This is a genomic window from Pseudoalteromonas sp. T1lg88, assembly GCF_002964765.1.
Taxonomy (GTDB): Bacteria; Pseudomonadota; Gammaproteobacteria; order Enterobacterales; family Alteromonadaceae; genus Pseudoalteromonas.
The window spans coordinates 1-23,423 of record NZ_PQCF01000003.1 but is presented as its reverse complement, the minus strand read 5'-3'; the positions used below and the strand labels follow the sequence as shown (position 1 = coordinate 23,423).

The window sequence follows — 23,423 nt, the reverse complement described above, 5'->3', positions numbered from 1 at the left end:
CTCTAATCTTCCGATTAACCCAGGCTGATTTGAACATCAACACCAGCAGCAAGGTCTAGGCGCATTAGAGCGTCTACAGTCTTGTCTGTTGGTTCTACGATGTCGATCAGACGTTTGTGGGTGCGGATCTCGTACTGATCACGCGCGTCTTTGTTAACGTGCGGAGAAATCAATACAGTGAAACGTTCTTTGCGTGTAGGAAGTGGGATTGGACCACGTACCTGAGCACCTGTGCGTTTCGCAGTTTCCACAATTTCCGCCGTTGATTGGTCAATCAAACGGTGGTCAAAAGCTTTTAGGCGAATGCGAATGCGTTGATTTGACATTCTAAAACCTCAATAAAAAGAGCATTTAAAAAGAGCATAAAAAAACACCCGAAACTTACTTACTACTAAGAAGTCGGTTGTCCTTTTATTTTCTACCATTGAGCTCCAAATCGGAGCTCCTGTTTATGCTTGAAATCCAAGCTATATCTAGCTTTCCAAGTCCTTGGTGAGACACCTAAGGCAAAGAAAGTCTGCGTATTATAGAGAGATTGGTGATAAATGCAACAGTTTTTTCAGCGGGGGATGGGTACAGTGGACAAGAAGGACGAAATGCTCGACAAGCGCCGCGTATCCATCCTTCTTGCCTGCCGTAACACAGAATTCAGCCTCAGGGATACGACTAAATACCGAGCCTGGTGCGTTTATCGCAACCATTAGTCGTAATTATCTAGATTTTTAACTGACAGCAAGCTTAAGGCCTGATCATTTTGTATACCGCGAAATATCTCATAGCGATAAAGCTAGGCGACACCTTTAGGGCGCAAGCTCAGGTCAGGCGCAAAGTCGGCTTACAGAAATGGTCAGTCCAGTTATAACTTGGTATCATTTACGCCCTTTTTTGTGTTTTCTGATACCAATTGCATTAATAAAGTAAGCGGCCATAGCGTCGGATAGAGATGCAGGATAGCAAGGCTAAAATTATGGTATATAGTTGTTCTGTATAAATAATTTTTAACCAAGCCAGGACGTCGTTTAACGCGCTGGATGGTGCAAGGTATTAATTAATTGGTATTCGACATTACCTGATCTGTTATTGCCCCTTGGTAATGTGGTTAAGCGAGTGAGTATAAATGAAGATTTTAAACCGCAGCGTCGACTTTCTGGCCCGCTGCTTAAATGCCATTTGTGTCCGATCCAAGGTGCTGCCGCAGCAGCCGATCGCCGACTTTGAGCTCGATACCTCGGTACCGACCTTCTACATTGGCCGCTTAAACTCGCGCCTTGATATCGCCGCCCTGGCTAAGGTATGCCGCAAACTGGGTTTACCCGACCCAACTCAGGAGCAGAATCTGGCCGACACCGAGCTGCCGCGCTTTATCGGTATTCAGAATCCGCCACCTTTATTTGGTAATAAAAGCCGTCCCAGTTGCGCCCTGCAGCAGGGCAAGGCGATTTTCGATGCCCTGGCCAAACAGCCAGAGCAAAAAATCCAGATTATTCCGGTCACCATTCTTTGGGGCCGCAACCCGGGTAAAGAAAAGCCGGGCTTAGGCACGCTGATCTCTCATTCCCTGACGCCAAGCCGATTCCGCAAGTTTTTTGTGGTCTTGTTTTCCGGTCGCGATAACCTTATTCGCTTTAGTCAGCCCCTGGATTTAACCCAGTTGGTGCACGATAAGGGCGATAAGGACGAGCTGCCGCAAAAACTGCTGCGCGTGGCCCGGGTGCATTTCCGTCGCCAAAAGCTCGCCGCCACCGGCCCCAAACTGCCGTCGCGCGAAGCCCTGTTTAACTCTCTGCTGGCCTCACCCGCCATTAAAAAAGCCATTGCCGATGAAGCCAAGGCGAAGGGCTTGAGCCATGAAGAAGCGCGTCAAAACGCCCTGCGTCTGCTCGATGAGATCGCCGCCCACTACTCGGATGCCATGGTGCGTGTTGGCGACCGCATTCTTACCTGGCTGTGGAACAAGCTTTATAACGGCATCGATGTGAACTATGCCGAGCAAGTGCGCGAGCTGACCGACAAGGGTCATGAGATCATCTATGTGCCCTGCCACCGCAGCCATATGGATTACCTGCTGCTGACCTATGTAATTTATCACCAGGGTCTGGTGCCGCCGCATATCGCCGCCGGTATTAACCTGAATTTCTTCCCCGCCGGGCCCATATTCCGCCGCAGCGGCGCCTTCTTTATTCGCCGCTCCTTCAGCGGTAATAAGCTGTACTCGGCAGTGTTTAAGGAATACCTGAGCCAGCTCTTTATTAAGGGTTACTCGGTGAAGTTCTACACCGAAGGTGGGCGTAGCCGCACCGGTCGCCTGTTACCACCAAAAACAGGCATGCTGGCCATGACCCTGCAGGCCATGCTACGCGGCATTGACCGCCCCATCAGCATAGTGCCCGTGTATATCGGCTATGAGCATGTGATGGAGATCAACACCTACTTAAAAGAACTGGCCGGCGACAATAAAAAGAACGAGTCGGTGCTGGGTATTTTTAAGGCCATTAAAAACCTTAAGAACTATGGTCGCGGCAATGTGAACTTTGGCGCCCCCATCAATATCAACCAGTTCCTTAATGAACAGCAGCCTGACTGGCGCGAGGCGATTCATCCCACGGATGTGCAAAAACCCGCCTGGCTGGGTAAACAGGTCAGCAATCTGGCCGACGAAATTATGATGAATATCAACAGCGCCGCAGCGTTGAACTCGGTAAACCTGCTGGCCACCATCTTGCTGACAAATGATCAGTTTGCGCTCAGTAAGTCGCAACTGTTGGAGCAGATGGACTTCTACCTGCGCCTGCACCGCGACGCGCCGCTCAGCGACAAGCTAACCCTGCCCGAGCAAAGCAGTCTAGAGCTGCTTGAGCACGCGCTAACGCTCAATAAGTTTGACGTGGTCAATGACCCGTTTGGCGACATCATCGCCATTAAAGAAAAAGAGCGCACCCTGTTTAACTACTATCGCAACAATGTGCTGCATTTGTTTGCCGTGCCCAGCGTTATCGCCCAGCAGCTGTTTAACCACCACGGCATTACTGTTAGCGAGTGCAAGGCACAGGTTAAACGCCTTTACCCCTTGTTTGCCAAGGAATGGTTCCTGCCCGAGCTGAACGACGACTACATCGACAAGATTATCGCCAGCTTTGCCGAACAGGGCCTTATTCGCCAGCATGGCGAGCAGCTAGAAGTGATCAAAGCGGGTGACAACCAGGCCACGCTGGAAATGCTCGGCAAGGTGGTACACCACACCCTGCTGCGCTACGCCATAGTTATAGGCTTATTAAGCCAAAGCGGCGATATGAGCCCATCTGAGCTGGAAAAAGAAGGCGCCGTAGTCGCTAACCGCCTGGGCACCTTGCATGGCATTAAGAGCCCGGAATTCTTCGATAAGAAGGTACTGACCGGCTTTATTACCAGCCTTAAAGAGCAGGGCTTGGTGCATCAGCGCGACAACGCCCTCGCCCATACCGACGAGCTGGTCGCCCTCTATCAGGATCTGCAGCAGTTGCTGCCGGCCAGGTTGTGGCAGTCGATTAGTGATGCCATAGCGGCGATGCATGCAGGTCAGGCTTAGGCCTGACGACCGAATGGCTTCTGTTAGATCTTGTCGCGGTGGGTGAGCGCGTTAAGAAAAGAGTCCGGTGAACTATTTTTAGCAAGCGAACGCCTTGAGCCAGCGAAAGGCCGGAGGCGGCACCTAAAGAGGGAAAATTTGCTTGGGTGCAAGTAATTCATCCCGAAGGCGGGTCCCTGTTCGTGACGAAGTTACGGCATCCATGCCTCCACCTCTGAGTGCTGCGAAGCAATGCTTCGGTCACTCGTCGCCCCTTGGAACCCCAAGGCGCCCCAACATTGCATTCTTTCCTCAACGCGCTACGAGAAATGAACGTAACCAACATGCACAGGGCGTCCATGCCCTGGGCATGTTTTCGCCAGCGTCGTGCTGGCGATTACTCTTCTCGCATCACGTTTCGGATGCAATGTAAGGGGAATCCACCGACACTTCGGAGTTCATGAGATGGGTTGGAGTTTGTAGTTGTAGGCGAGGCTTTAGCCTTGCGGGCATATTGATTTTGTCTGGTCGCCGACTGCGGTTTGTAGGTCGGTGCTCTGCGCCGACAGCGGTGTTAATTTAAAAGATATTGTCGCGGTGGCGACAGCCCCCAAAGGCGCCCCGACACTCCGGAGTTCTTGAGGTGGGTTGGAGTTTGTGGTTGTAGGCGAGGCTTTGCCGCCATGGACAGCAAAAGTCTAAGAGGGTCCGGTTTTGAACTGCCCAATATGCACAATGTGCAAAAAACAAGGCCTAACCCCTTCATGCAATATTAACTCGCGAAGCACGTAAAGCTCTTACCGCCTTTAAATCAAAGAGTATTCGCAAACCAGTTAATTATTTCTCTTTGAACCTTATCACTCTGCTCTATCAAGGTATGCGATCCATTTGGATATTCAATATATTTAGCTTGTTTATTTTGCTCTGAAAATAACGAATGAAATAGCCTTGCATGCTCTGGATTTACATATTGGTCATCTTCTCCATGCAGCATAAGAAGTGGAATGCTAGGCAACTCTTTATACCAATTGATTGCAGAACGATTAAAAAGCTCCTTGTCTTTATTATTTGCGTACATTGGAATTAACCTTTTTAAAACCTGCTGTTCAAACTCAGGCCTTTCTTTTACCGTTGCAGATAAATCAACCAATGATCCACCTATAACCATGCTTTTTATTTTTTCACCGTTTTTTAATGCCAACATAGACATCATAGAGCCTCGACTCCAGCCAACCATTCCCAGCTTTTCAATGTCTACCATTGGCATTGACTTTAAAATTGACACTAAAGCAAGCACGTCTTGTAATTCTTGCCCGCCAAATTCATCTACTCCAATTTCAAACTCTCTATCTTCAGGCCAAACTTGAGCGCCACCGTACTGGCTGGCAATGACAACATTTCCAGCTGCCGCAAGCTGGTACGGTAGTAAAAATAAATCCCCAACCTTTAATGTATGGCGATGCAAATCACTGCCTCCTCGGTTAAAAACAATAGCTGGTAACCTAGAAAGCCTTTGCTCTTTTGGATAAAGAACAAAACCGCGAACATAATAATTTTGAACTTTATAAATAATAGAAGCACAGTTCACTGATGACTTGTAATAGTCATACTCTTTTTCAGTCAGTCTTTTTTCAAATTCTATGTCAGTAACTCTTCCAAGAGCGACAAGTTTTTCTCTCCAGTCTTTATAATTGTTAAATAAACCACTCAAACAATGGCCTTTTCTTATTATTGATTCATGATTTAGATCTTGAAAACTTTTGTCTTTAATAAAAGATGCATACTCATTTGCTAACAAGCTTTCAGAACTCATTGAACAAAATAAAAAAATCAGCAAATATATTTTTTTATACAAGATCGTCATTTTACATTCATCCAAAATTTAAGTGGTAGCAAAGTAATTTTACTACCACTTAAAGTCGAATATATCGGGGTCAGGTCTTGCATCTAGCAAGAACTAGCTTTTTATTACGTTTTAGCGTAACTCTCCCAGCCAGCCTTTTACCATCAAGTCAAATAATATCAAAAAGTTATATTAATTTTTTTATTGCACGCAATTACAGCGCTGTAAAACCAAGTCAAGCCCCACCAAACTAACAGGTATCACCGCTTCCCGTTTAGATTCGCGCTTTCGATCTCAGATTTTTAACAGGCTTCAATCGCATCCTATTCTAGTCACCTTTTCCTGGAACTGAGTCTGTACATCTATATAAGTCGAGCCGTCAGGTTGACGAATAACCGTATAAATATATCTGGCTTCGGTGTAATAATATGGCAATTGGTTTCCCGGAGCCCAATCTTCACCTATAACACCTGCACCGCCTCCCCCCGCAGAAGAGCTTGGAGCGTAACCATTCTGCACCGCCAATTTAGCTAAGGCTTGCGCATCACATGGATTTTTTATAAAACCTACTCTCCCTTCTTTGAGTCGCGCAATACTCTGATTTATGGTTTGGCCTTGGGCATCTTGAGACCATTCCTCATTGAATTTCATGATAGCTGTGCTGACAATACCCTTTTTAGGGAAAGCAATATCAAACACGATTCTTCCTCCCTGCCCACCATTAAGCTCAACCACATAGATTTGCGGAATAACAGGTTCCTTTTCTGTTCGTTTCATCCCGACTTCACCCTGCGCCATAATACGTTTTAACACCCCATCCAGTGCCAAAGTAGCGCTAAAATCCCAAGATGCTACCTCATCAAAGTTATTCTTAAAAAAATCGTTTGCACGCTTTTTTAGGTCATACAACCCAGATCTATCATTCACAAATAGCCCGTAGAACTGAGACTGGTTTTCCTTTAATGCACAATTTATTTCTAGGCCAGGATCGCTTGATTGAGTGCTCGACAAATTGTTATCAACACCTATGGAAGTACCGTATAAATTCGAATTTAAAAGTGATGCTGGCAAAAATTGATGGGAAACTGTCTGCATATCGTCAATTGCTACATTCAAGCGCTTGAAGTACTGCTCAACACTCTCCATGAAACTAATATCATCCTTAGCCAAATAGTTACTTTGAGGGATTAAGACCTCAGTAAAGGGATACACATTAGCGACATACTTATATTTCTTGTTATTTGCTGTATCTATTACATAAAACCAGTGCACCTCAAGATTGTCATCATTGAGCTGACAATCACCAACTCCAAGTCCACCAGTGCATTGAGTCGGATTTGAGTGTGGTTTAGACCAGCTTTTGACTAGGTTGATGACTTCCGTATCAGTGCAATTTTCACAAAAACCAATCTGTGCACTTTTTACATTCCTATCAGACGTTTGCCCGTATGCGGGGAAGTGAAATAAGCACAATGCTAAAAATACAATGGGGTGGGATATAGAATTACTAAGTGTCATATAAAAATTCCCTTTTTTATTGTTAACAAAAAGCCAGCACTCCTAGCCTCCCTTGTTTGATAGCATAAATATCAACCATATGTAAACTTACCCCTGATTTTGGCACATAACTCCATTTGTATGCCGCGCAACACTTTGGCGACATCAGAGCTATCAAGGAAAAAGCACTGTGGTGGCTACGTGATAAGTCGCGCATGCCTTTTGAGTTTGTAAGTCAGGCTTTAGCCTGGCTATGGCGGTTTTGTTTGTCGAACTGCAGACAGCGGTGGTCGCTGATAGATCTTGTCGCGTTGGGCGACGAGCGTTCGAAGCAAAGCTTCGCTGTGCGAAGAGGTGGAGACATGGATGCCGACAGGAGAAGTGCTTCATGGATGAATTGCTCACACCCAAGTTAATAGCATTTCCTCTGACTTGAAGTCGCCAACGCGACAAGTTATGTCAATAACCAGCGCTGTCGGCGCAGAGCACCGACCTACAAAAACGCCACTGTCGACGGCTCGTAACATAACAATGCACTCACAAAACGTAACGAGCGAAGTCAGTACAAGGCAAAAATCGCTAAAAAGCCGCAGTTTACTGGGTGTAAATGAGGACTTTAAAGCGATTTTTAACGCCGTCATGATGAGCGCAGCAGTTTTAACCCCCTAGCGCTCGCGCATCACACCTTCTTGAATGGTAGAAGCAACCAGATTGCCCTTGCGGTCAAAGAACTGGCCGCGTACCAGGCCGCGGCCACAGCTGGCGCTGGGGCTGTCCACGCTGTAGAGCATCCATTCGTCCATGCGGAATGGACGGTGGAACCACATGGAGTGATCGATAGTGGCTACCTGCATTTTTGGGTGCATAAAGGACTTACCGTGCGGCTGAAGTGCCGTTGGTAAAAACTCGAAGTCCGACGCATAGGCCAGCAAATAGTTGTGAATACGCTGGTCATCCGGCATCTCGCCATTGGTCTTAAACCAGATATGCTTAATCGGCTCGGCCACCTGCGGCTTAAAGGGGTTTTGGAAATTCACCGGGCGCATGTCGATGGGCTTTTCGCTGATAAACTTGTTACGAATGGGCTCGGGAATTTGGTGCGCATGCTCTTGGTAAAATTCCAATGCCGAACGCAGGCCTTCCGGTGCCGGCACATCCGGCATGGTGCTTTGGTGTTCCAGGCCCTGGGCGTCGCCGGAGAAAGAGGCGGTCATATAGAAAATCGGTTTGCCGTACTGAATGGCACTGACACGGCGGGTGCTCAGGCTCTTACCGTCGCGGATGTTTTCCACATCATACACAATGGGACGCGAGGCATCGCCGGGGCGTAAAAAATAGGAATGCAGGGAATGCACCACGCGCCCTTCGGGCAGGGTTTCCTTCGCCGCCGAGAGTGCCTGACCCATAACCTGACCGCCAAAAACAGCCTTAAAACCCAGGTCCTGGCTGGCACCGCGATACAGGCCCAACTCGATTTCTTCCAGTTTTAACAGGGATAGTAAATTATCTAGTGCTTGGCTCATTGTGTCCTCATTTCCACATTGCAGCTAATACAATGATAATACTATACAATGAACCCGATTACCTAGCTCAGCACAGGACCCAACATGGCTTATTGGCTACTCAAAACAGAGCCCGATGCATTTTCATTAGCAGACCTAAAAGCGGCGCCGAACGGCACCACGGTGTGGGATGGCGTACGTAATTATCAGGCCCGTAATTTTATTCGCGATGGCATGAAGGTGGGCGACAAGGTGTTTATCTATCATTCAAGCTGCAAGGTACCGGCCATAGTCGGCGTGGCCGAGATAGTGAACGGCCCCTATGCGGATCCATCACAATATGATGCCAATGGCGATTACTATGACCCTAAAGCCACGGCCGAGGCGCCGCGCTGGTTTAGTGTCGACGTGCAATACCGGCAAACGTTTAACAAGCCGGTGACCTTACAGGCTATTAAGGCCGACCCGGCCATCGAAGAGCTGACGCTGAAAAAATCCGGGCGCTTGTCCGTGATGCCGGTTACCGAGGAAGAATGGCAATACCTGTGCGGCATTGCCAGTAAGTAAGATGAGGCGGCGTGAATTAATCGCCGCCTATCATATCGCCGATACCGCCAAGGACTGAGCCCTCGCCTTGGCGTGCACCTCCCACTTTTGGAGCATGTTCAAGCACACGATCTGCTAGTCGTGAGAAGGGTAAGCTTTGAATCCACACGGTGCCATGGCCGCGCAGCGTGGTGAGGAACAAGCCTTCACCGCCGAAGAACATGGAGCGTAACCCCTTCACCCGCTCGATATCAAATTCGATACCACCGGTAAAGCCAACCACACAACCGGTATCGAGACGCAGTGTTTCACCATTAAGCTGTTTCTCAACCACAGTGCCGCCGGCATGGGCAAAGGCCATGCCGTCGCCTTTCAAGCGCTGCAAAATAAAACCTTCGCCGCCAAAGAAACCGGCACCTAATTTACGCTGAAAGGCGATGTTGACCTCGGTGCCCAGTGCCGCGCACAAGAAGGAGTCTTTTTGTAAGAACACCTGCTCACCCAGCTCGGCCATATTTAAGGGCACAATACTGCCCGGGAAAGGAGCGGCAAAGGCAACGCGTTTTTTACCCATGCCCTGATTGGTAAAGTGGGTCATAAACAGGGATTCACCTGTGATCATGCGCTTACCGGCACTGAACAACTTGCTCATAAAGCCTTGATTGACCTGCGAGCCATCACCCATTTTGGCTTCATATTGAATGCCGTCTTCAAGGTAGTTCATCGCCCCCGCTTCGGCGATCACCGCCTCACCCGGGTCCAGTTCCACTTCCACCATCTGCATCGAATGGCCGATAATTTCATAATCAACTTCATGACATCGCATTGTGCTTTCTCCTTTTTCTTGATGGACCTAGCATGACCTAAATGCACATTCAGTGCATCGAATAAAATGTAAGCAGCTTTTACAAGGGGGGGATCTAGGCTGTAGCCGTGGCAATCGCTGCCCGATTTGATTTGAGTGTTATTAACCGCAGCACCTGCCCTCTTTTTGTATCGGTGGGCATTTAACCGAGCCATATGAGCAATACACGCAGCAGTCACCGGGTAAAGGCTTTAACAGAGTGTGGCAAGACGTGCACTCATAATAAAATTGGCACGCATCCGTTGGCATGGTTTCCTGCTTTTTTGCGCCGCACGCTGGGCAAGTGATAACAGACTCGAGAATGACATTATTCATTTAGATCTCTGTCGCATCTTGGTTAATAGCCCTTAAACCTTAGCACACCTCCTGCTTGAAACCCCTCAGCTTGCGTTTGTGTCGGTTTGTGATGAATTCATAAAAAACACCCAGCATAACAGGCTAGCTGGGTGTTTGGTCGTGCAATTTAGAATCGGGAGAAACCTAAAACTGCATCTCAGGCACCTGTTCCGGGCAGATGAGCTTGCCCTGGGTTTTGGCTTTAATTTCTTCCACACTCACGCCGGGAGCGCGCTCAAGCAGGTGAAACGCACCGTCCTTGATTTCCAGCAGCGCCAGGTCGGTGATCACCTTATTGATACACGCCACGCCCGTCAGCGGCAGCGAACACTGGGTCAGCAGTTTTGAGTCGCCATGCTTGCTGGCATGGGTCATGGTACAGATAATATTTTTGGCGCCGGCCACCAGATCCATGGCCCCGCCCATGCCTTTGACCAGCTTGCCGGGGATCATCCAACTGGCGATGTTGCCGTTTTGATCCACTTCGAAAGCGCCCAACACGGTTAAGTCCACATGACCACCGCGGATCATGGCAAAGCTTTCGGCGGAGTTAAAAATCGCGGCACCGGTGCGGGCGGTCACGGTTTCCTTACCCGCATTGATCATGTCCGCATCCACTTGTGCCTCAAGCGGATATTCGCCCATGCCCAGCAAGCCGTTTTCCGATTGCAGCATCACATCTATGCCTTTGGGCACAAAGTTGGCAACCAGGGTAGGAATGCCTATGCCGAGGTTCACATAATAACCGTCGCGTAATTCCTGGGCGACGCGCTGCGCCGTTTGCTCTCGTGTCAGTGCCATGGTTATGCTCCTCGCACCGTACGTTTTTCGATGCGCTTTTCAAACTGACCTTGAATCACGCGTTGTACATAAATACCCGGGGTGTGAATTTGACTGGGCTCCAGTTCCCCGGGCTCGACGATTTCTTCCGCCTCAACCACGGTGATCTTGCCAGCGGTGGCGGCCATGGGGTTAAAATTCATCGCCGTATGACGATAGATGCAGTTGCCGTAGCGATCCGCCTTCCACGCCTTCACTATGGCAAAGTCGCCGACAATACTGGGCTCAAGCACATAGTCGCGGCCAGCAAACTGCTTGATATCCTTGCCTTCGGCCACCACTGTGCCTACTCCGGTTGCGGTGTAAAACGCGGGGATGCCGGCGCCACCGGCACGCATTTTCTCCGCCAAGGTGCCCTGAGGGGTTAACTCCACCTCCAGCTCACCGCTCAGCAATTGCTGCTCGAACAGGGCGTTTTCACCCACATAAGAGGCCACCATTTTGTGGATCTGCTTATCTTCAAGCAATATGCCTAAACCAAAGCCATCGACGCCGCAGTTATTGGAAACCACTGTTAGGCCGGTGGTGCCCTTGTTTTTGATTTCTTTAATCAAGCCCTCGGGAATACCGCAAAGGCCAAAACCGCCGGCGATCACCGTCATATTGTCTTCGAGGCCCGCCATAGCTTCACCGTAGCTGTTCACTACCTTATTAAAACCTGCCATCTTCTCTCCTATTGCGCCGTCCAGCCGCCATCAAGGGCGATGGCTTGGGCAGTAATATTGCGCGCCGCATCCGCCATTAAAAAGTCAAGGGTGTGGGCGATTTCATCCAGGCCGATAAAGGCCTTTTTAGGCATGGGGGCCAGCATTATGGTGTCGATCACCTCCTGCTCCGTGATGCCATGTTGTTTGGCCTGGCTGGCTATTTGCGCCTCGACCAGGGGTGTTTTCACATAGGCCGGGCAAATGGTATTGACCGTGATATCCACATCCCCGGTTTCCAGCGCCAGCACCTTGCCCAAACCAATAAGGCCATGCTTGGCCGACACATAGGCCGACTTATACTTGGAGGCCACCTGGGCATGGATGGAGCCGATATTGATAATGCGACCAAAGTTTTGCTCTCGCATCGCCGGGAGCACCGCCTTGGTGAGCATGGCCGGGCCATTGAGCAGCACATCCTGCAACAGCTGCCATTTATCCAAGGGGTAGTCGTCTAGACGCTCAACGTATTGAACACCGGCGTTATTGATCAGCACATCTATGGTCGGCTGCCTGGCAATAAAGTCCCCGAGGGAAGCAAGATCCGCCACATTCAGCGCCAGGCCCTGGGCACGAATGCCCTGCTGTTGGAGCATTTCGGCCTCGGCCTTGGCACGCTCACCATCGAGATCGGTCAGTAAGATCTCGTGCCCTTGTTTGCCCAAATGCTCCGCCACATAGCGGCCAATGCCACTGGCGGCACCGGTAATTAAAATTCGTTTGCTCATAATTACTCCGCTAAGAATTCGGTGATCACCTGGGCCTTGGTTTGAATGGAAAAAATACCGTCAAGATGACCCCAGATACCCTCAATTTCCTCGATTTTCACATCTTTCTCTTGCTCTTTAAGCAGCTTGGCAAACGCGTGCACCGGGCCTGGGCGTAACAACAAGTCGTTACTGGCGGGCATAAGCAGTACCTTAGCCTGAACCTTTTGTGCCGCCGCGTTTAGGTCTTCCTGCATGCCGGCGCTGTATAGTTGCGAGGCGCGCACTAAATAGAGAATATGGTTGGCATCCTGAGTTTGCGCTCGAGCCAGGGCACGCTCATGCAGGGTCTGGTTAATGGCTGGCAGGGTGCGTATGTCTTTTTTCGCGCCCTCGTCCTGCACTTTAAAGTTTGGGAAGCTGGCCTTATAACTTTCCGGGTGCATGGCGTCCTGGGTGATGTTAAGCATGGTGGCGGTTACACCGGCCAGCGGGCGGTCACCCTCATAGTAATTGCCGTTATTCCAGTTTGCGTCCAGGCGAATAGGCAAGGCCCACTTCTCCAGCGCAGGTACCGTCCAGGCATCCATTTTCGCCGCACCAATCACATGAACCAGTCGCTCAACCTTGTCTGGGTAACGCACCGACCACTCCAGCGCCTGGAAAGAGCCCATGGATGCACCAATAACGGCGTGGAGCTTTTCAATCCCCAGGCTGTCGAGCAAACGTTTTTGCACTTCGACAAAGTCGCCTATGGTGACCACGGGGAAATCCAGGCCATAGGGCTTACCGGTTTTCGGATTGATGGAGGCCGGGCCCGTGGTGATCACGTTTTTATCGTGCCAGTTGGCGTTAACCAGGGTGTCCGAGCTGATCACAAAAAACTTGTTGGTGTCTATGGCCTTACCCGGACCAATAATGGCATCCCAATACCCGGGCAAAGCATCATCCGCGCTGTATTTACCCGCCGCATGGGAGGTGCCAGAGAAGAAATGGGTGATCAAAATCACATTGTCCTTGGCTTCATTTAGGGTGCCGTAGCTCTCCCACCCCACCTGCACCTCGGGCAAGGTGACGCCCGACTCCGTGGTGTAATTTGCAAAGGCGAAACGCTGTTTTTCCACCAGCAGGGGCTCACCCTGGGCCCAGGCCCACTGGCTTACAACAATTAAGACAACACCAATAACTCGTAACATAGACATCTTGTTCATTCCTTAAAATAAGATAAATAGGGCTAATGCAAGGGCAACGCCAATCAGCGGCACCACGGCCGTTAATGCGGCCATAGACCAGTAGGCACGCTGGTGCGTCTCTTTACAGATGGCACGGATAGTGGTCACCACATAACCGTTGTGCGGCAAGGTATCCAATGCCCCGGAACTGATCGCCACCACCCGGTGTAATTGCTCCGGGTTAACACCGGCATCCAGGTAATGAGGCGCTACTAACGGCAGGGCTATGGCCTGACCGCCTGATGCCGAGCCGGTCAAACCGGCAATCACACTAACGGCCACTGCCGCGCCGAGCAATTCGTTGCCCGGCATATTGGTCATGACTTCCACCGCCACCTGAAATGCCTCGGTGTTTTTGGCCACCGCACCAAAGCCCACCACGGCACTGGTGTTGCCTATGGCCACCAGCGCCCCGGTTGTGCCTTCGTTAATGGCCCCCGCTAGATTGTGGAAATGCTTGAAGTTGATGATCAATAGCGTCAGAACGCCGCCTAATAGCGCCACAATCAACGCACTTTGCTGAAATACATCGTGCAAGGTGAAGGATAAAAGCAGCACCACCAGCAGCGGGATCACCCCGGTGATTGGGTGCGGATAGTCGCGCTCGGGAATTTCCGGATCATCTTCACGAGCCTCGAAACACTCGCCGTTAGCTACCGCCTTGGTGATCATCTTCTTCAGCCACCAGTAACCGGCGATGGCCATAAACACAGCAACGAACAAACTGACTTCCCAGGCCGCATAGGGCGAGGTGCCCAGATATTTGATGGGGATCCAGTTTTGAATCTCCGGCGAGCCCGCCGAGGTCATGGTAAAGGTCACCGAGCCAAAGGCCAGGGTCGCGGGAATAAAGCGCCGTGGCAGGTTGGCGTCTTTAAACAGGCTCAAGGCCATGGGATACACGGAAAAGGCGACGATAAAGACGCTGACACCACCATAGGTCAGTACCGCACAGGCAATCACCACGGCCAGTACCGCGTGCTTCATGCCTAGCTTGTTGACTATGGCACGGGCAACGCTGTCCGCGGCGCCACTGTCTTCCATAAACTTGCCGAACAGGGAGCCGAGCAAGAACATAAAGAACCAGGCACTGAGGAAACCGGCAAAGCCGTTCATATAAGTGCTGACAAAGTCTAAAGACACATTCTCACCGGGAAAGAGCGCCATTTTGCCGCTCAGCGCCACCAACAGGGCACACAAGGGGGCGGCAATAAACAGGTTTACGCCGCGCAGGGTAAGAATGATAAGTAGTACCAGACCGCCGATAAGGCCAATCATACTGAGCATAGAAGTGCTCCTCGAATTATTATTGTTTTAGTTATCAGAGCTAGCATAGCAGCTGTTTCTGTTAACAACACTGGCAATCAGTGTGGCCCCACAATCCGTTAAAATACATAGTACTAAGGTTATAGAATTGCTCTATACCCCATAAATAAAGGGCTGTAGCGGCGATAGTACTAAGGTACTAACCCCCTCGTCGCATTTTTCCCCTAAAGTCACAGTTAATTAATATTTTTAAAACAAACCCATACCGTGACGACCCATAACAATACCGGCGCACGGACAACGACAATAACAGGGGATACAGGATGAACACATACAGTCTACGCCGCTCTAGTCTAGCCTTAGCGATTGGGGCGGCACTCACAAGTGCACTGGCAAGCCCAACGGCCTTGGCAGAAGAAGAAGTAAAAAAAGCCGAGCTGGAACGCATCGAGGTTACCGCCCGTAAAACGGTCGAGAACCTGCAAGAGGTACCGGTGGCCGTGACCTCAATCGGCGCCGCGCAACTACAGGAAAACGGTATTTCGGTGATGACCGAGGTGCAGCAGTTTTCACCCAACACCACCTTGCAGGCCAGCCGCGGCACCAACTCCACCATCACCGCCTTTATTCGCGGTGTAGGTCAGCAGGACCCGCTGTGGGGTTATGAGCCGGGTGTGGGTATCTACATAGATGATGTCTACGTGGCTCGCCCTCAGGGTGCAGTACTGGATTTATTGGATGTCCAGCAAATTGAAGTATTACGTGGCCCTCAGGGGACACTCTACGGTAAAAACACCATTGGCGGCGCGGTGAAGTATGTCACCAAGGAAATGACCGGCGATATGACCTTTGATATCCAGGGTACTGTGGGCAGCTACAACCAGCGCGATTTAAAGATCACCGGGCAAATTCCACTGATTGACGAGCAGCTTTACGTTGGTTACGGCTTTGCCACCTTAAACCGCGACGGTTTTGGTGATTTCCTGGTGTCGGATCTGGATGGTCAGGATAAGGAAAACTACAACAAGGATCTTACCGCAGCGCGACTGACCCTGGAATATCGCCCCACGGAAGATCTGTTTTTCCGCCTCGGCTGGGATAAAACCGATGATGACTCCAACGCCAAAGGCGGCTATCGCTTATTACCCAGCATACTGACCGAGGCCCCGGTGCCGGATGATGTCTATGACTCTTACACCAGTATGCCGACCTGGAACAAGGTGGAGCTGGAAGGCTATAGCCTGACCGCACGCTGGGACATGAGCGACGACACCTCGTTTAAATATATAGGCGCGAAGCGCGACAGTTATTCGCCAACCAATATCGACTTTGATAATACCGCGTTACGTATTTTTGATGTGCCCGCCATCTATGATGACGAGCAAACCACCCACGAGCTGCAACTGAACCATCAGGGCGACAACTACAAGCTGGTGTCCGGTTTGTACTATTACGACGGTGAATCATGCGGCGTATTCGATGCCATTTTAGAAGTGGGCGCGCAGCTCGATAAATTGGGCGTTGGCGTCCCACTCCCTAGCTTCACCCGCGAAATTAGCGGTTGCAGCAACTCCACCAGCAAGGCCGCCTACATTCAGGGTAGTGTGGATCTAAGCGAGCAATGGTCATTAACCCTGGGTGCCCGTTATACCAAGGATAAGAAAGAAGCCTACGTCAATAACACCGCCCTAGTTGCCACCCTCTATCCAGAATCTGGCTGGGTACCCGGCTATGAACGCCCAGACTTTGAAGAAAATCGCGTATTGGACGATGAAGAAGATTGGTCACGCTTTACCCCGCGTGTCGGCGTCGAGTATCAATACAATAACGACATCATGTTCTTCGCCAGCTACGCTCAGGGCTTTAAATCGGGCACCTTTAACCCCCGAGCCAGCAGTGCAGAGCCTGCGGCTAACCCGGAAATCGTGGATTCTTACGAGCTGGGTATGAAGAGTGAATGGAATGACAACCTGCGCGCCAATATCACCTTCTTTACCTTAGATCATGAAGACCGCCAGTATATTTCTGTACTGCCCGGCGATAGCTCGGCGGTGCTTAATCAGCGTCTGGGCAATATAGGTAAATCGTCGGCGGACGGGGTGGAAGTGGAGCTGAACTATGTCGCCACCGACGCCCTAACATTTGATGCGTCAATGGGCTATATCGACTCCGATTTCGAAGAGGTGTTGGATACAGACCCTGTTAGCGGCGAAACCTTCGATAAATCGGATCGCTTTAGCATCTCAAACACCCCGGATCTTACCTTTAACCTGGGTGCGACCTATCGCCTGTATACGGACAACGGCGACTGGGTGTTTAACACTAACTACTACTACCGTGGCGACTATGTGTTATTCGAAGAAGACAGCCTGCTCAGCCAGGACAGCTATGGCCTGCTTAACCTCAGCGTTAACTGGTACAGCAGCGACGGCCACTGGCGTGTTGGCCTCCATGGCAAGAACTTAACGGATGAAGAATATATGATCGGCGGCTATCAGTTTGTCACCCCGGATGCGTCTGATCCCACGGATGTCAGTAAGTACACCCCGGGTCTGGGTGGCGATAACACCTTGATCGGCTACTTTGGTGACCCGCGCACCGTGTCGCTCACCGTGGGTTATAACTTCTAACCTTTCTTGCGTATCAAGGCGGCCAGCCCTCCCCCGGTTTCAAATGGCCGCCTTTCCATATGCAACTTAACGCAGGCCCTTGCCGCGACTAATAAAATCCCCTATAACGAGGAAGATGGAGTCAACTTAGGATGCCCAGTGTGCAAGCCATTATCGCCGATGATCACCCGTTATTTCGCAGCGCCCTCAAACAAGCCGCCGCTCAGGCCATGGCCGATGAGCCAATTTTAGAAGCCAGCGATCTATCGGAGCTGTTTAGTGCCCTTGTCGTCCATCCGGAGATTGAACTGGTGTTTTTAGATCTCACCATTCCCGGTGCTCAAGGCCTGGAAGGCTTAGCGCGACTGCGCAATCAATACCCGGATATTCTGGTGATCATGGTCTCCGCCAATGAACATCCCAGCATAATTGAACAAGCCATGGCGCTCGGTGCCAGTGCCTATATTCCCAAGTCTTCATCCCTGGATGTGATCAGTGAAGCCATAGCCCAGGTTATCGAAGGGGAAAACTGGTTACCGCCACAAACGGAAATTTGCACCGACGACGACAGTGAGCAGGCCCAGTTTGCCCGTAACCTGGAAAAACTGACGCCACAGCAGTATAGAGTGTTAAGCATGATCGCCGATGGCATGCTCAATAAGCAAATTGCCTATGCCATGTCGATTCAGGAAACCACCATTAAGCAGCATGTCTCGGCCATTTTGAAAAAGCTCAATGTCTACAACCGCACCCAGGCGGGCATTTTATTCAAGCAAATGGCCACAGTGGCCGAAAGCGAAGAAGCCTGAATTGTAGGTCGGGATTCTGCCGCCATGGATGGCGGTATTAGGGTAACGCAGGAGCAGTTACCTAGCAGCCCGACAAATGGGCGCGAATCTCGCTTTGTCGGCGCAAAGCACCGACCTACAATTTAACCCGCTCCTGATTCGCCTTTAAGCGCTTTAAAGTACGCTTTAATGCTGGAGTTTTTAGCGGCTTATACAACAAGGGATAACCGCAATCACTGACGCGCTCACGAATGGCCTCGTCATGGTTGGCGGTGTTGATCACGATTGCCATCTCCTCCAAGCCTAAAGCCTGGATCACCTGCAAGCCGGTGACGCCATCATCGAGCTGGTAGTCGGCAATCAGAATATCCGCGTCACCGCCATTGACCAACTCCGCCAACTGCGCCTGATCATTGGCCAGCGCCACGCTGCATCCCCAATTCTGGAGCACCTGAGACAGCGCCTGTAACACGTTATCATCATTGTCGAGCAGCCAGATGCGCAGACCCGCCAGTTGATTATCCTGCCCTTTGAGCTCATTGAACTCTGGCGCTATGTTTTGCACCTGGCTAGAGCATGGCAGGTTCAGGGTAAACTGCGTGCCCTTGCCGAGCTGTGAACCCAGCGTCATATTGATATCCAAAGCGGCACAAATACGCTTGCTAATGGCCAGTCCCAAACCCAGGCCCTGAGCCTGCTCCTTGCCCTGCAACTGTTTAAATTCCTCAAAAATCAGTTCCTGATCTTGCTTGGCTATGCCGGCACCGGTGTCTTCCACCATAATGGATAACTGCTGACCATGACACTCGCAGAGCACTCGGATTTCGCCCCGCTCGGTATAGCGAATGGCGTTACTCAACAGGTTGCTCAGCACCCGCTTGAGCAGCGCCTTGTCCGTTTTCAGCATTACCTCGGCGCCCTGCAGGCGAAATGCCAGGCCCTTGTCTTTGGCCAAGGCCCCGTATTCATTGGCAAGGGGTTGTAACAGGCTGGTCAGGGAGAAGTATGTATTATTGATTTTAAAGGAGCCGGACTCCAGCTTGGTGAGCTGTAAGATGCTCGACAGCAGGTCCTCCGCACTGGCCAGGGAGTTGCGAATATTCTGCGCCAGCTCGGCCAATTCCGAGCCCTGCGCCTTTTCGCTCATCAGCGAGCAAAATAAACTAGCGGCATTAAAGGGCTGTAACAGATCATGACTGGCGGCGGCGAAAAATCGGGTCTTACTTTCGGTAGCCGATTCCGCCTCACGCTTGGCCGCTATCAGGGCATAGTTAGTGGCCACCAACTCACTGGTACGAGCGGCTATTTTCTCTTCCAGATTCAAGTTGGCCAGCTCTAACTCTCGTTGCTGTTGCACAAAGTCGCTGATATCTGTGTAAGTAGTAACAAAACCGCCGCCGGGCAAGGGGTTACCCTGCATCTCGAAGACCCGGCCATCATTGTGCTCACGGCGATATTTATAGGCACTGCCACGGCGCAGGTGGGCGATGCGTTTGCTTACCTCCGCCTCGATTTGCTGGCATTCAAACAGGCCACGCTCGGCATTAAAGCGGATCAGCTCGGCCACGGGTCGCCCTACCGCCAGCATGTCTTTTGGATAGGCAAACATCTCCTGATAGCCCTGATTCCAGGCCACCAGTTTGAGGTCGCTGTCGACCACACTAATACCTTGCTCTATGTTTTCTATGGTGGCCTGCAATAGATCCCGGTTAAAGCGCAGTACCTGGGAGGCCTCATCGACAAACTCCGCCACCTGCTCAAAGGGCTGGCGTTTTTCATCCTTAGCCACATCGAGGATCAGCCGCGCCGAGGCGCCACCGACCAAGGCCGACATTTCCCGCTCGACCCGCTCTTCCACCGTGGTGGGCGCCTGCTCCTTCCAAAGATTGCGGGCGGCGGGGAAGTATTTTTCTACCAGCTCGGCGGCCCGTTCCGGCTCGCTAAAACGTTGTAATAGCAGCGCCAGCTCTTGATAGCTAAGGGCGATATTGGCGTCACGCTCTTCAACGCCACGCAGAATAAACTTATTGCTTTGCAGGCGCTCGGCCAGCTGCGCCGCGCTGATAAAGGGCACCAGCAAATACACAAATGTGTTTACACCCAAAGACAGCAGCACGGCCTGGGTTAAAGGCTCCAGACCCAAGGAAAACAGATCGTTGGGCGCCAACCAGGAAATCTGCCAGGGCCCCTCGTTCAGCCAGACGGCCTCGCCATACAGGGCGCTATACACGCTTGGCAACAGCAGGGTGTAAAACCAAATCGCCGAGCCGCTTAAAATACCCAGCTGGGCGCCGCGACACGAGGCCTTAGACCACCACAGGCCGATGATCATCGCCGGGGCAAATTGGGCCACCAAAGTAAAAGACATCAGACCCATATTGGCCAGGGTATTACCCTCGGCCAGTACCCGGTGGCAGGCATAACTGAGTAGCAGGATCACCACGATCACCACCCGACGCGCCTGAAGTAATTTAAACTTGGAGAGGCCGCGGTGGGACGAACTCAGCTGTGAGCGGCGCAGCAAAAACTGGTTAATAAAGTCGTTGGTGATCATGATAGACAAGACTATGGTGGAGACGATCACCATGCTGGTCGCCGCAGAAAAGCCCCCCAAGAAGGCCAACAACGACACCCAGGGCGCCTCGGCGGCAATAGGCAGGGCCAGCACAAAGGTGTCGTAGCCCACATCCTGACCCTGAAAATACACCAGGCCCGCATAGGCGATGGGCAGAATAAAGAGGTTAATCAGCAACAGATAAAGGGGGAACAGCCAGCGCGAGGTCCTTATCTGCTGCTCGTTATCATGCTCGATAAAGGCGGTATGGAACTGTCGCGGTAAACACAGGGTTGCCAACAGGCCGAGCAGGACATGCACCCAATAGACATAGCCAGGGCTGGCGGTGGTTTGCATCTGTGCCACGATTTCCTGCTGCTGCGCCGCCGCAAAAATGGCCTGAGGCGAGTCGAACAAACCAAAGCAAATAAATAAACCCACACCGACGAAGGCCAGCAACTTGACCACGGACTCAAAGGCGATGGAGGCCATCAAGCCCGGATTGTGCTCACTGGGGCGCACCCTTCGCGCCCCGAATAAAATGGCAAACAGCGCCAGGGTCAGGGTGATATAAAAGGTACTGTCCTGATAGAAATAGTCGTTTTGCCCGCGCTCCACCTCGGTGAGCATAGTGATACTGGCACTGGTGGCATTTAGCTGCAGAGCGATATAGGGCACTATGGCGATCACCGAAATCAGTGACACCAGGCCCGACAAACTGGATGACTGACCATAACGGGTGGCAATAAAGTCGGCCATGGAGGTCAGTTGCTGCTGGCGACAGATGGTGGCGATGCGGGTATAGATTTGCCAGCCAAATATAAAGAGTAAGATGGTGCCGGTATAGGTGGGAGCCAGCCACCAACCGTTATTGGCGGCCTGCGCCGTGGTGCCGTAAAACGCCCAGGAGGTACAATACACCCCGAGCGACAGACCATAAACCCAAGCACTGGCGCGGTGCTTGAATTTATCCGCATACCAGGCCACGGCGAACAAGACCCCAAGGTAGGCCAGGGCAATCAGGCTTATCACACCAATCGAGAACATAACGGGCTAATTTATTATTATTTTCTCATCATCATAGCGCTTGCTGTATGTAAAAACACCACTGACTTTAGTGTTACTTGATGCCCGATACCTGCTGGGGATATTTCGCCATCTCGGCGGGAAACAGGGCCTTTACCTGAGCCAGGGTTATATCTATATCTTCTCCAACCTCTAACGGTGCCATGATCACAAACTGCTTTTTACTGTAATCCAGCGCCATGGGCACCACGGGAACCTTTGCCGCCTTGGCGATATGCAGAAAACCACTTTTCCATTGCGGCGTATATTTGCGGGTGCCCTCAGGCGCCAAGCCGAGGATCAGCGCGTCGCTGTTATCAAACAGAGTCTTCACCTGGGCCACCACGCCATGGGAAGAGCGTCTGTCGACAGGAATACCACCCCACTTTCGTAACAAGGGCGCCAAAGGCCAGACAAAAATACTGTGCTTACCTAAAAAGCGGATCCGCACCTGCAAGTGCATTTTCACCGCGATGGCGATAACAAAATCCCAGTTTGAGGTGTGAGGCGCCACCGCGGCGACAAACTTGCCATGCTCGGGAAACTCCCCCACCACCTGCCAACCAAACCAGTTCAGCACCTTGGTACCCAGCCAACGGCCAAAGCGACTATGGGTACGGGGAATATTCGTGGGGATCTTCAGCTCAGGCATAAGCGTTTTAACGTCGGGGACAATCTCGTTAGATTGGCGCTAAGTGGCTGTTTAGTCAATTTTATTAAGCTCTTACCGAATTTATGATTTAAAACACAACGTGGATGAGTAAATTTGAATGTCCAGCCAAAATTGGAGATTCATACAATTTAGACGACATACTTAATTCCACTTAGACATTCAAATTTGCTCCAAACTGCATCGGCGATGCACTCCATTAAAATGCTGTCGTGTAAAAATAAAGAAAACACTAACTTTAGGTGACAGCATCATTTTTAAGTAGACATTCAAATTTGCTCTATTTTGACGACATTTACACACTAGGCACTTAAAAATCAATGTGGTAATGCTCGTCATGGCTAACCCAAAAAGGCTGAGATTGGAGATCTAGTTGGGTCGCCAACGCGACAAGATCGCACCACAGAGAGCTGTGAGGAGTTTTAACGGAAAAGGTGAGTATGTAGAAGGTATTACAGAAGTGATAAAGGCCGCTGAAGCGGCTTTTGGTATCCACGGTAAGCACCGAGTGTACAAACACTAGCAAGGCTGCGCCTTGCCTACTGTACGCCCTCCCGCTCCTCGCAGAGCTCGTCGCCTTCAAGCGGCGCGAGTGAAATTGTTCACTCGCTTATTTCCGCTTTCAGCCTTCACGGCCGTGAAGCTGGTCTTCTCAACTTTCAGGCACAAAAAAGGCCGCTAAAAGCGGCCTTTTTTCTTGAGAGTAACTATTACTCTACGATAGTTGCTACAACACCAGCACCTACTGTACGACCACCTTCACGAATCGCGAAACGTAGACCTTCGTCCATCGCGATTGGGCAGATTAGTTCAACAGTCATCTTGATGTTGTCGCCAGGCATTACCATTTCTACG

17 protein-coding genes and 1 pseudogene are annotated in these 23,423 nt (G+C 50.9%); 4 read left to right on the top strand and 14 right to left on the bottom strand.

The features are described 5' to 3' along the window. Window positions 1–14: 14 nt before the first annotated feature. Entirely contained in the window at window positions 15–326 is a 312-nt protein-coding gene (gene rpsJ, locus C2M34_RS01105; RefSeq protein ID WP_010376390.1) for a 30S ribosomal protein S10, read from the bottom strand. Window positions 327–1,117: 791 nt separating this feature from the next. On the opposite strand from rpsJ, the gene plsB reads away from it, so the two are divergent. Then, window positions 1,118–3,565 carry a glycerol-3-phosphate 1-O-acyltransferase PlsB gene (plsB, locus tag C2M34_RS01100; protein WP_105257851.1) on the top strand — a complete coding sequence of 816 codons (2,448 nt, stop codon included), beginning with the start codon at window positions 1,118–1,120 and terminating at the stop codon, window positions 3,563–3,565. Between the two features lie 790 nt (window positions 3,566–4,355). On the opposite strand, the gene C2M34_RS01095 is transcribed toward plsB, so the two are convergent. From C2M34_RS01095 to tesB, 3 genes are all read right to left on the bottom strand, one after another. Further along, window positions 4,356–5,408 carry an alpha/beta hydrolase family protein gene (locus tag C2M34_RS01095; protein ID WP_105257850.1) on the bottom strand — a complete coding sequence of 351 codons (1,053 nt, stop codon included), beginning with the start codon at window positions 5,406–5,408 and terminating at the stop codon, window positions 4,356–4,358. A 291-nt stretch (window positions 5,409–5,699) separates the two neighbouring features. Continuing rightward, window positions 5,700–6,905, bottom strand: coding sequence for a hypothetical protein (locus tag C2M34_RS01090; protein ID WP_105257849.1), 1,206 nt, complete (start codon window positions 6,903–6,905; stop codon window positions 5,700–5,702). Window positions 6,906–7,549: 644 nt separating this feature from the next. Further along, the gene (gene tesB / locus C2M34_RS01085) at window positions 7,550–8,407 is read right to left on the bottom strand and encodes an acyl-CoA thioesterase II (protein ID WP_105199954.1); all 858 of its coding nucleotides are present in this window, start codon (window positions 8,405–8,407) and stop codon (window positions 7,550–7,552) included. An 84-nt stretch (window positions 8,408–8,491) separates the two neighbouring features. Between tesB and C2M34_RS01080 the strand changes: the two genes are divergently transcribed. After that, a complete protein-coding gene (locus C2M34_RS01080) occupies window positions 8,492–8,953 on the top strand; it encodes an EVE domain-containing protein (RefSeq protein WP_105257848.1) in 462 nt (153 codons plus the stop codon). Between the two features lie 16 nt (window positions 8,954–8,969). Here the strand turns inward: C2M34_RS01080 and C2M34_RS01075 are convergent, their stop codons facing one another. The 7 genes from C2M34_RS01075 to C2M34_RS01045 form a co-directional block, all read right to left on the bottom strand. Next, on the bottom strand, window positions 8,970–9,758 hold the full coding sequence (locus C2M34_RS01075; protein WP_105257847.1) for a TIGR00266 family protein: 789 nt from the start codon (window positions 9,756–9,758) through the stop codon (window positions 8,970–8,972). 141 nt (window positions 9,759–9,899) lie between these two features. After that, a complete protein-coding gene (locus C2M34_RS15825; protein ID WP_105257846.1) occupies window positions 9,900–10,112 on the bottom strand; it encodes a GDCCVxC domain-containing (seleno)protein in 213 nt (70 codons plus the stop codon). Between the two features lie 165 nt (window positions 10,113–10,277). Further along, entirely contained in the window at window positions 10,278–10,934 is a 657-nt protein-coding gene (locus C2M34_RS01065) for a 3-oxoacid CoA-transferase subunit B (RefSeq protein WP_105257845.1), read from the bottom strand. 2 nt (window positions 10,935–10,936) lie between these two features. Continuing rightward, window positions 10,937–11,638: a CoA transferase subunit A gene (locus tag C2M34_RS01060; RefSeq protein WP_105215030.1), complete on the bottom strand. Its 702-nt coding sequence runs from the start codon at window positions 11,636–11,638 to the stop codon at window positions 10,937–10,939. Between the two features lie 8 nt (window positions 11,639–11,646). Continuing rightward, on the bottom strand, window positions 11,647–12,405 hold the full coding sequence (locus tag C2M34_RS01055; RefSeq protein WP_105257844.1) for a 3-hydroxybutyrate dehydrogenase: 759 nt from the start codon (window positions 12,403–12,405) through the stop codon (window positions 11,647–11,649). Between the two features lie 2 nt (window positions 12,406–12,407). Beyond that, on the bottom strand, window positions 12,408–13,586 hold the full coding sequence (locus tag C2M34_RS01050; RefSeq protein ID WP_199878759.1) for an E22 family MetX-like putative esterase: 1,179 nt from the start codon (window positions 13,584–13,586) through the stop codon (window positions 12,408–12,410). 12 nt (window positions 13,587–13,598) lie between these two features. Further along, entirely contained in the window at window positions 13,599–14,903 is a 1,305-nt protein-coding gene (locus C2M34_RS01045) for a GntP family permease (protein WP_105257843.1), read from the bottom strand. Window positions 14,904–15,205: 302 nt separating this feature from the next. On the opposite strand from C2M34_RS01045, the gene C2M34_RS01040 reads away from it, so the two are divergent. Together C2M34_RS01040 and C2M34_RS01035 are read left to right on the top strand one after the other, a co-directional pair. Further along, a complete protein-coding gene (locus C2M34_RS01040) occupies window positions 15,206–17,512 on the top strand; it encodes a TonB-dependent receptor (protein WP_105257842.1) in 2,307 nt (768 codons plus the stop codon). Between the two features lie 131 nt (window positions 17,513–17,643). Then, window positions 17,644–18,300: a response regulator gene (locus C2M34_RS01035; RefSeq protein WP_105257841.1), complete on the top strand. Its 657-nt coding sequence runs from the start codon at window positions 17,644–17,646 to the stop codon at window positions 18,298–18,300. 115 nt (window positions 18,301–18,415) lie between these two features. Here the strand turns inward: C2M34_RS01035 and C2M34_RS01030 are convergent, their stop codons facing one another. The 3 genes and pseudogenes from C2M34_RS01030 to tuf form a co-directional block, all read right to left on the bottom strand. Continuing rightward, window positions 18,416–21,880 (bottom strand): PAS domain-containing hybrid sensor histidine kinase/response regulator, encoded by a 3,465-nt coding sequence (locus C2M34_RS01030; RefSeq protein WP_105257840.1) that lies wholly within the window; start codon window positions 21,878–21,880, stop codon window positions 18,416–18,418. Window positions 21,881–21,953: 73 nt separating this feature from the next. Next, entirely contained in the window at window positions 21,954–22,550 is a 597-nt protein-coding gene (locus tag C2M34_RS01025; RefSeq protein ID WP_105257839.1) for a 1-acyl-sn-glycerol-3-phosphate acyltransferase, read from the bottom strand. Between the two features lie 728 nt (window positions 22,551–23,278). Beyond that, window positions 23,279–23,423, bottom strand: a pseudogene (gene tuf, locus C2M34_RS01020) (elongation factor Tu); the annotation flags it as partial.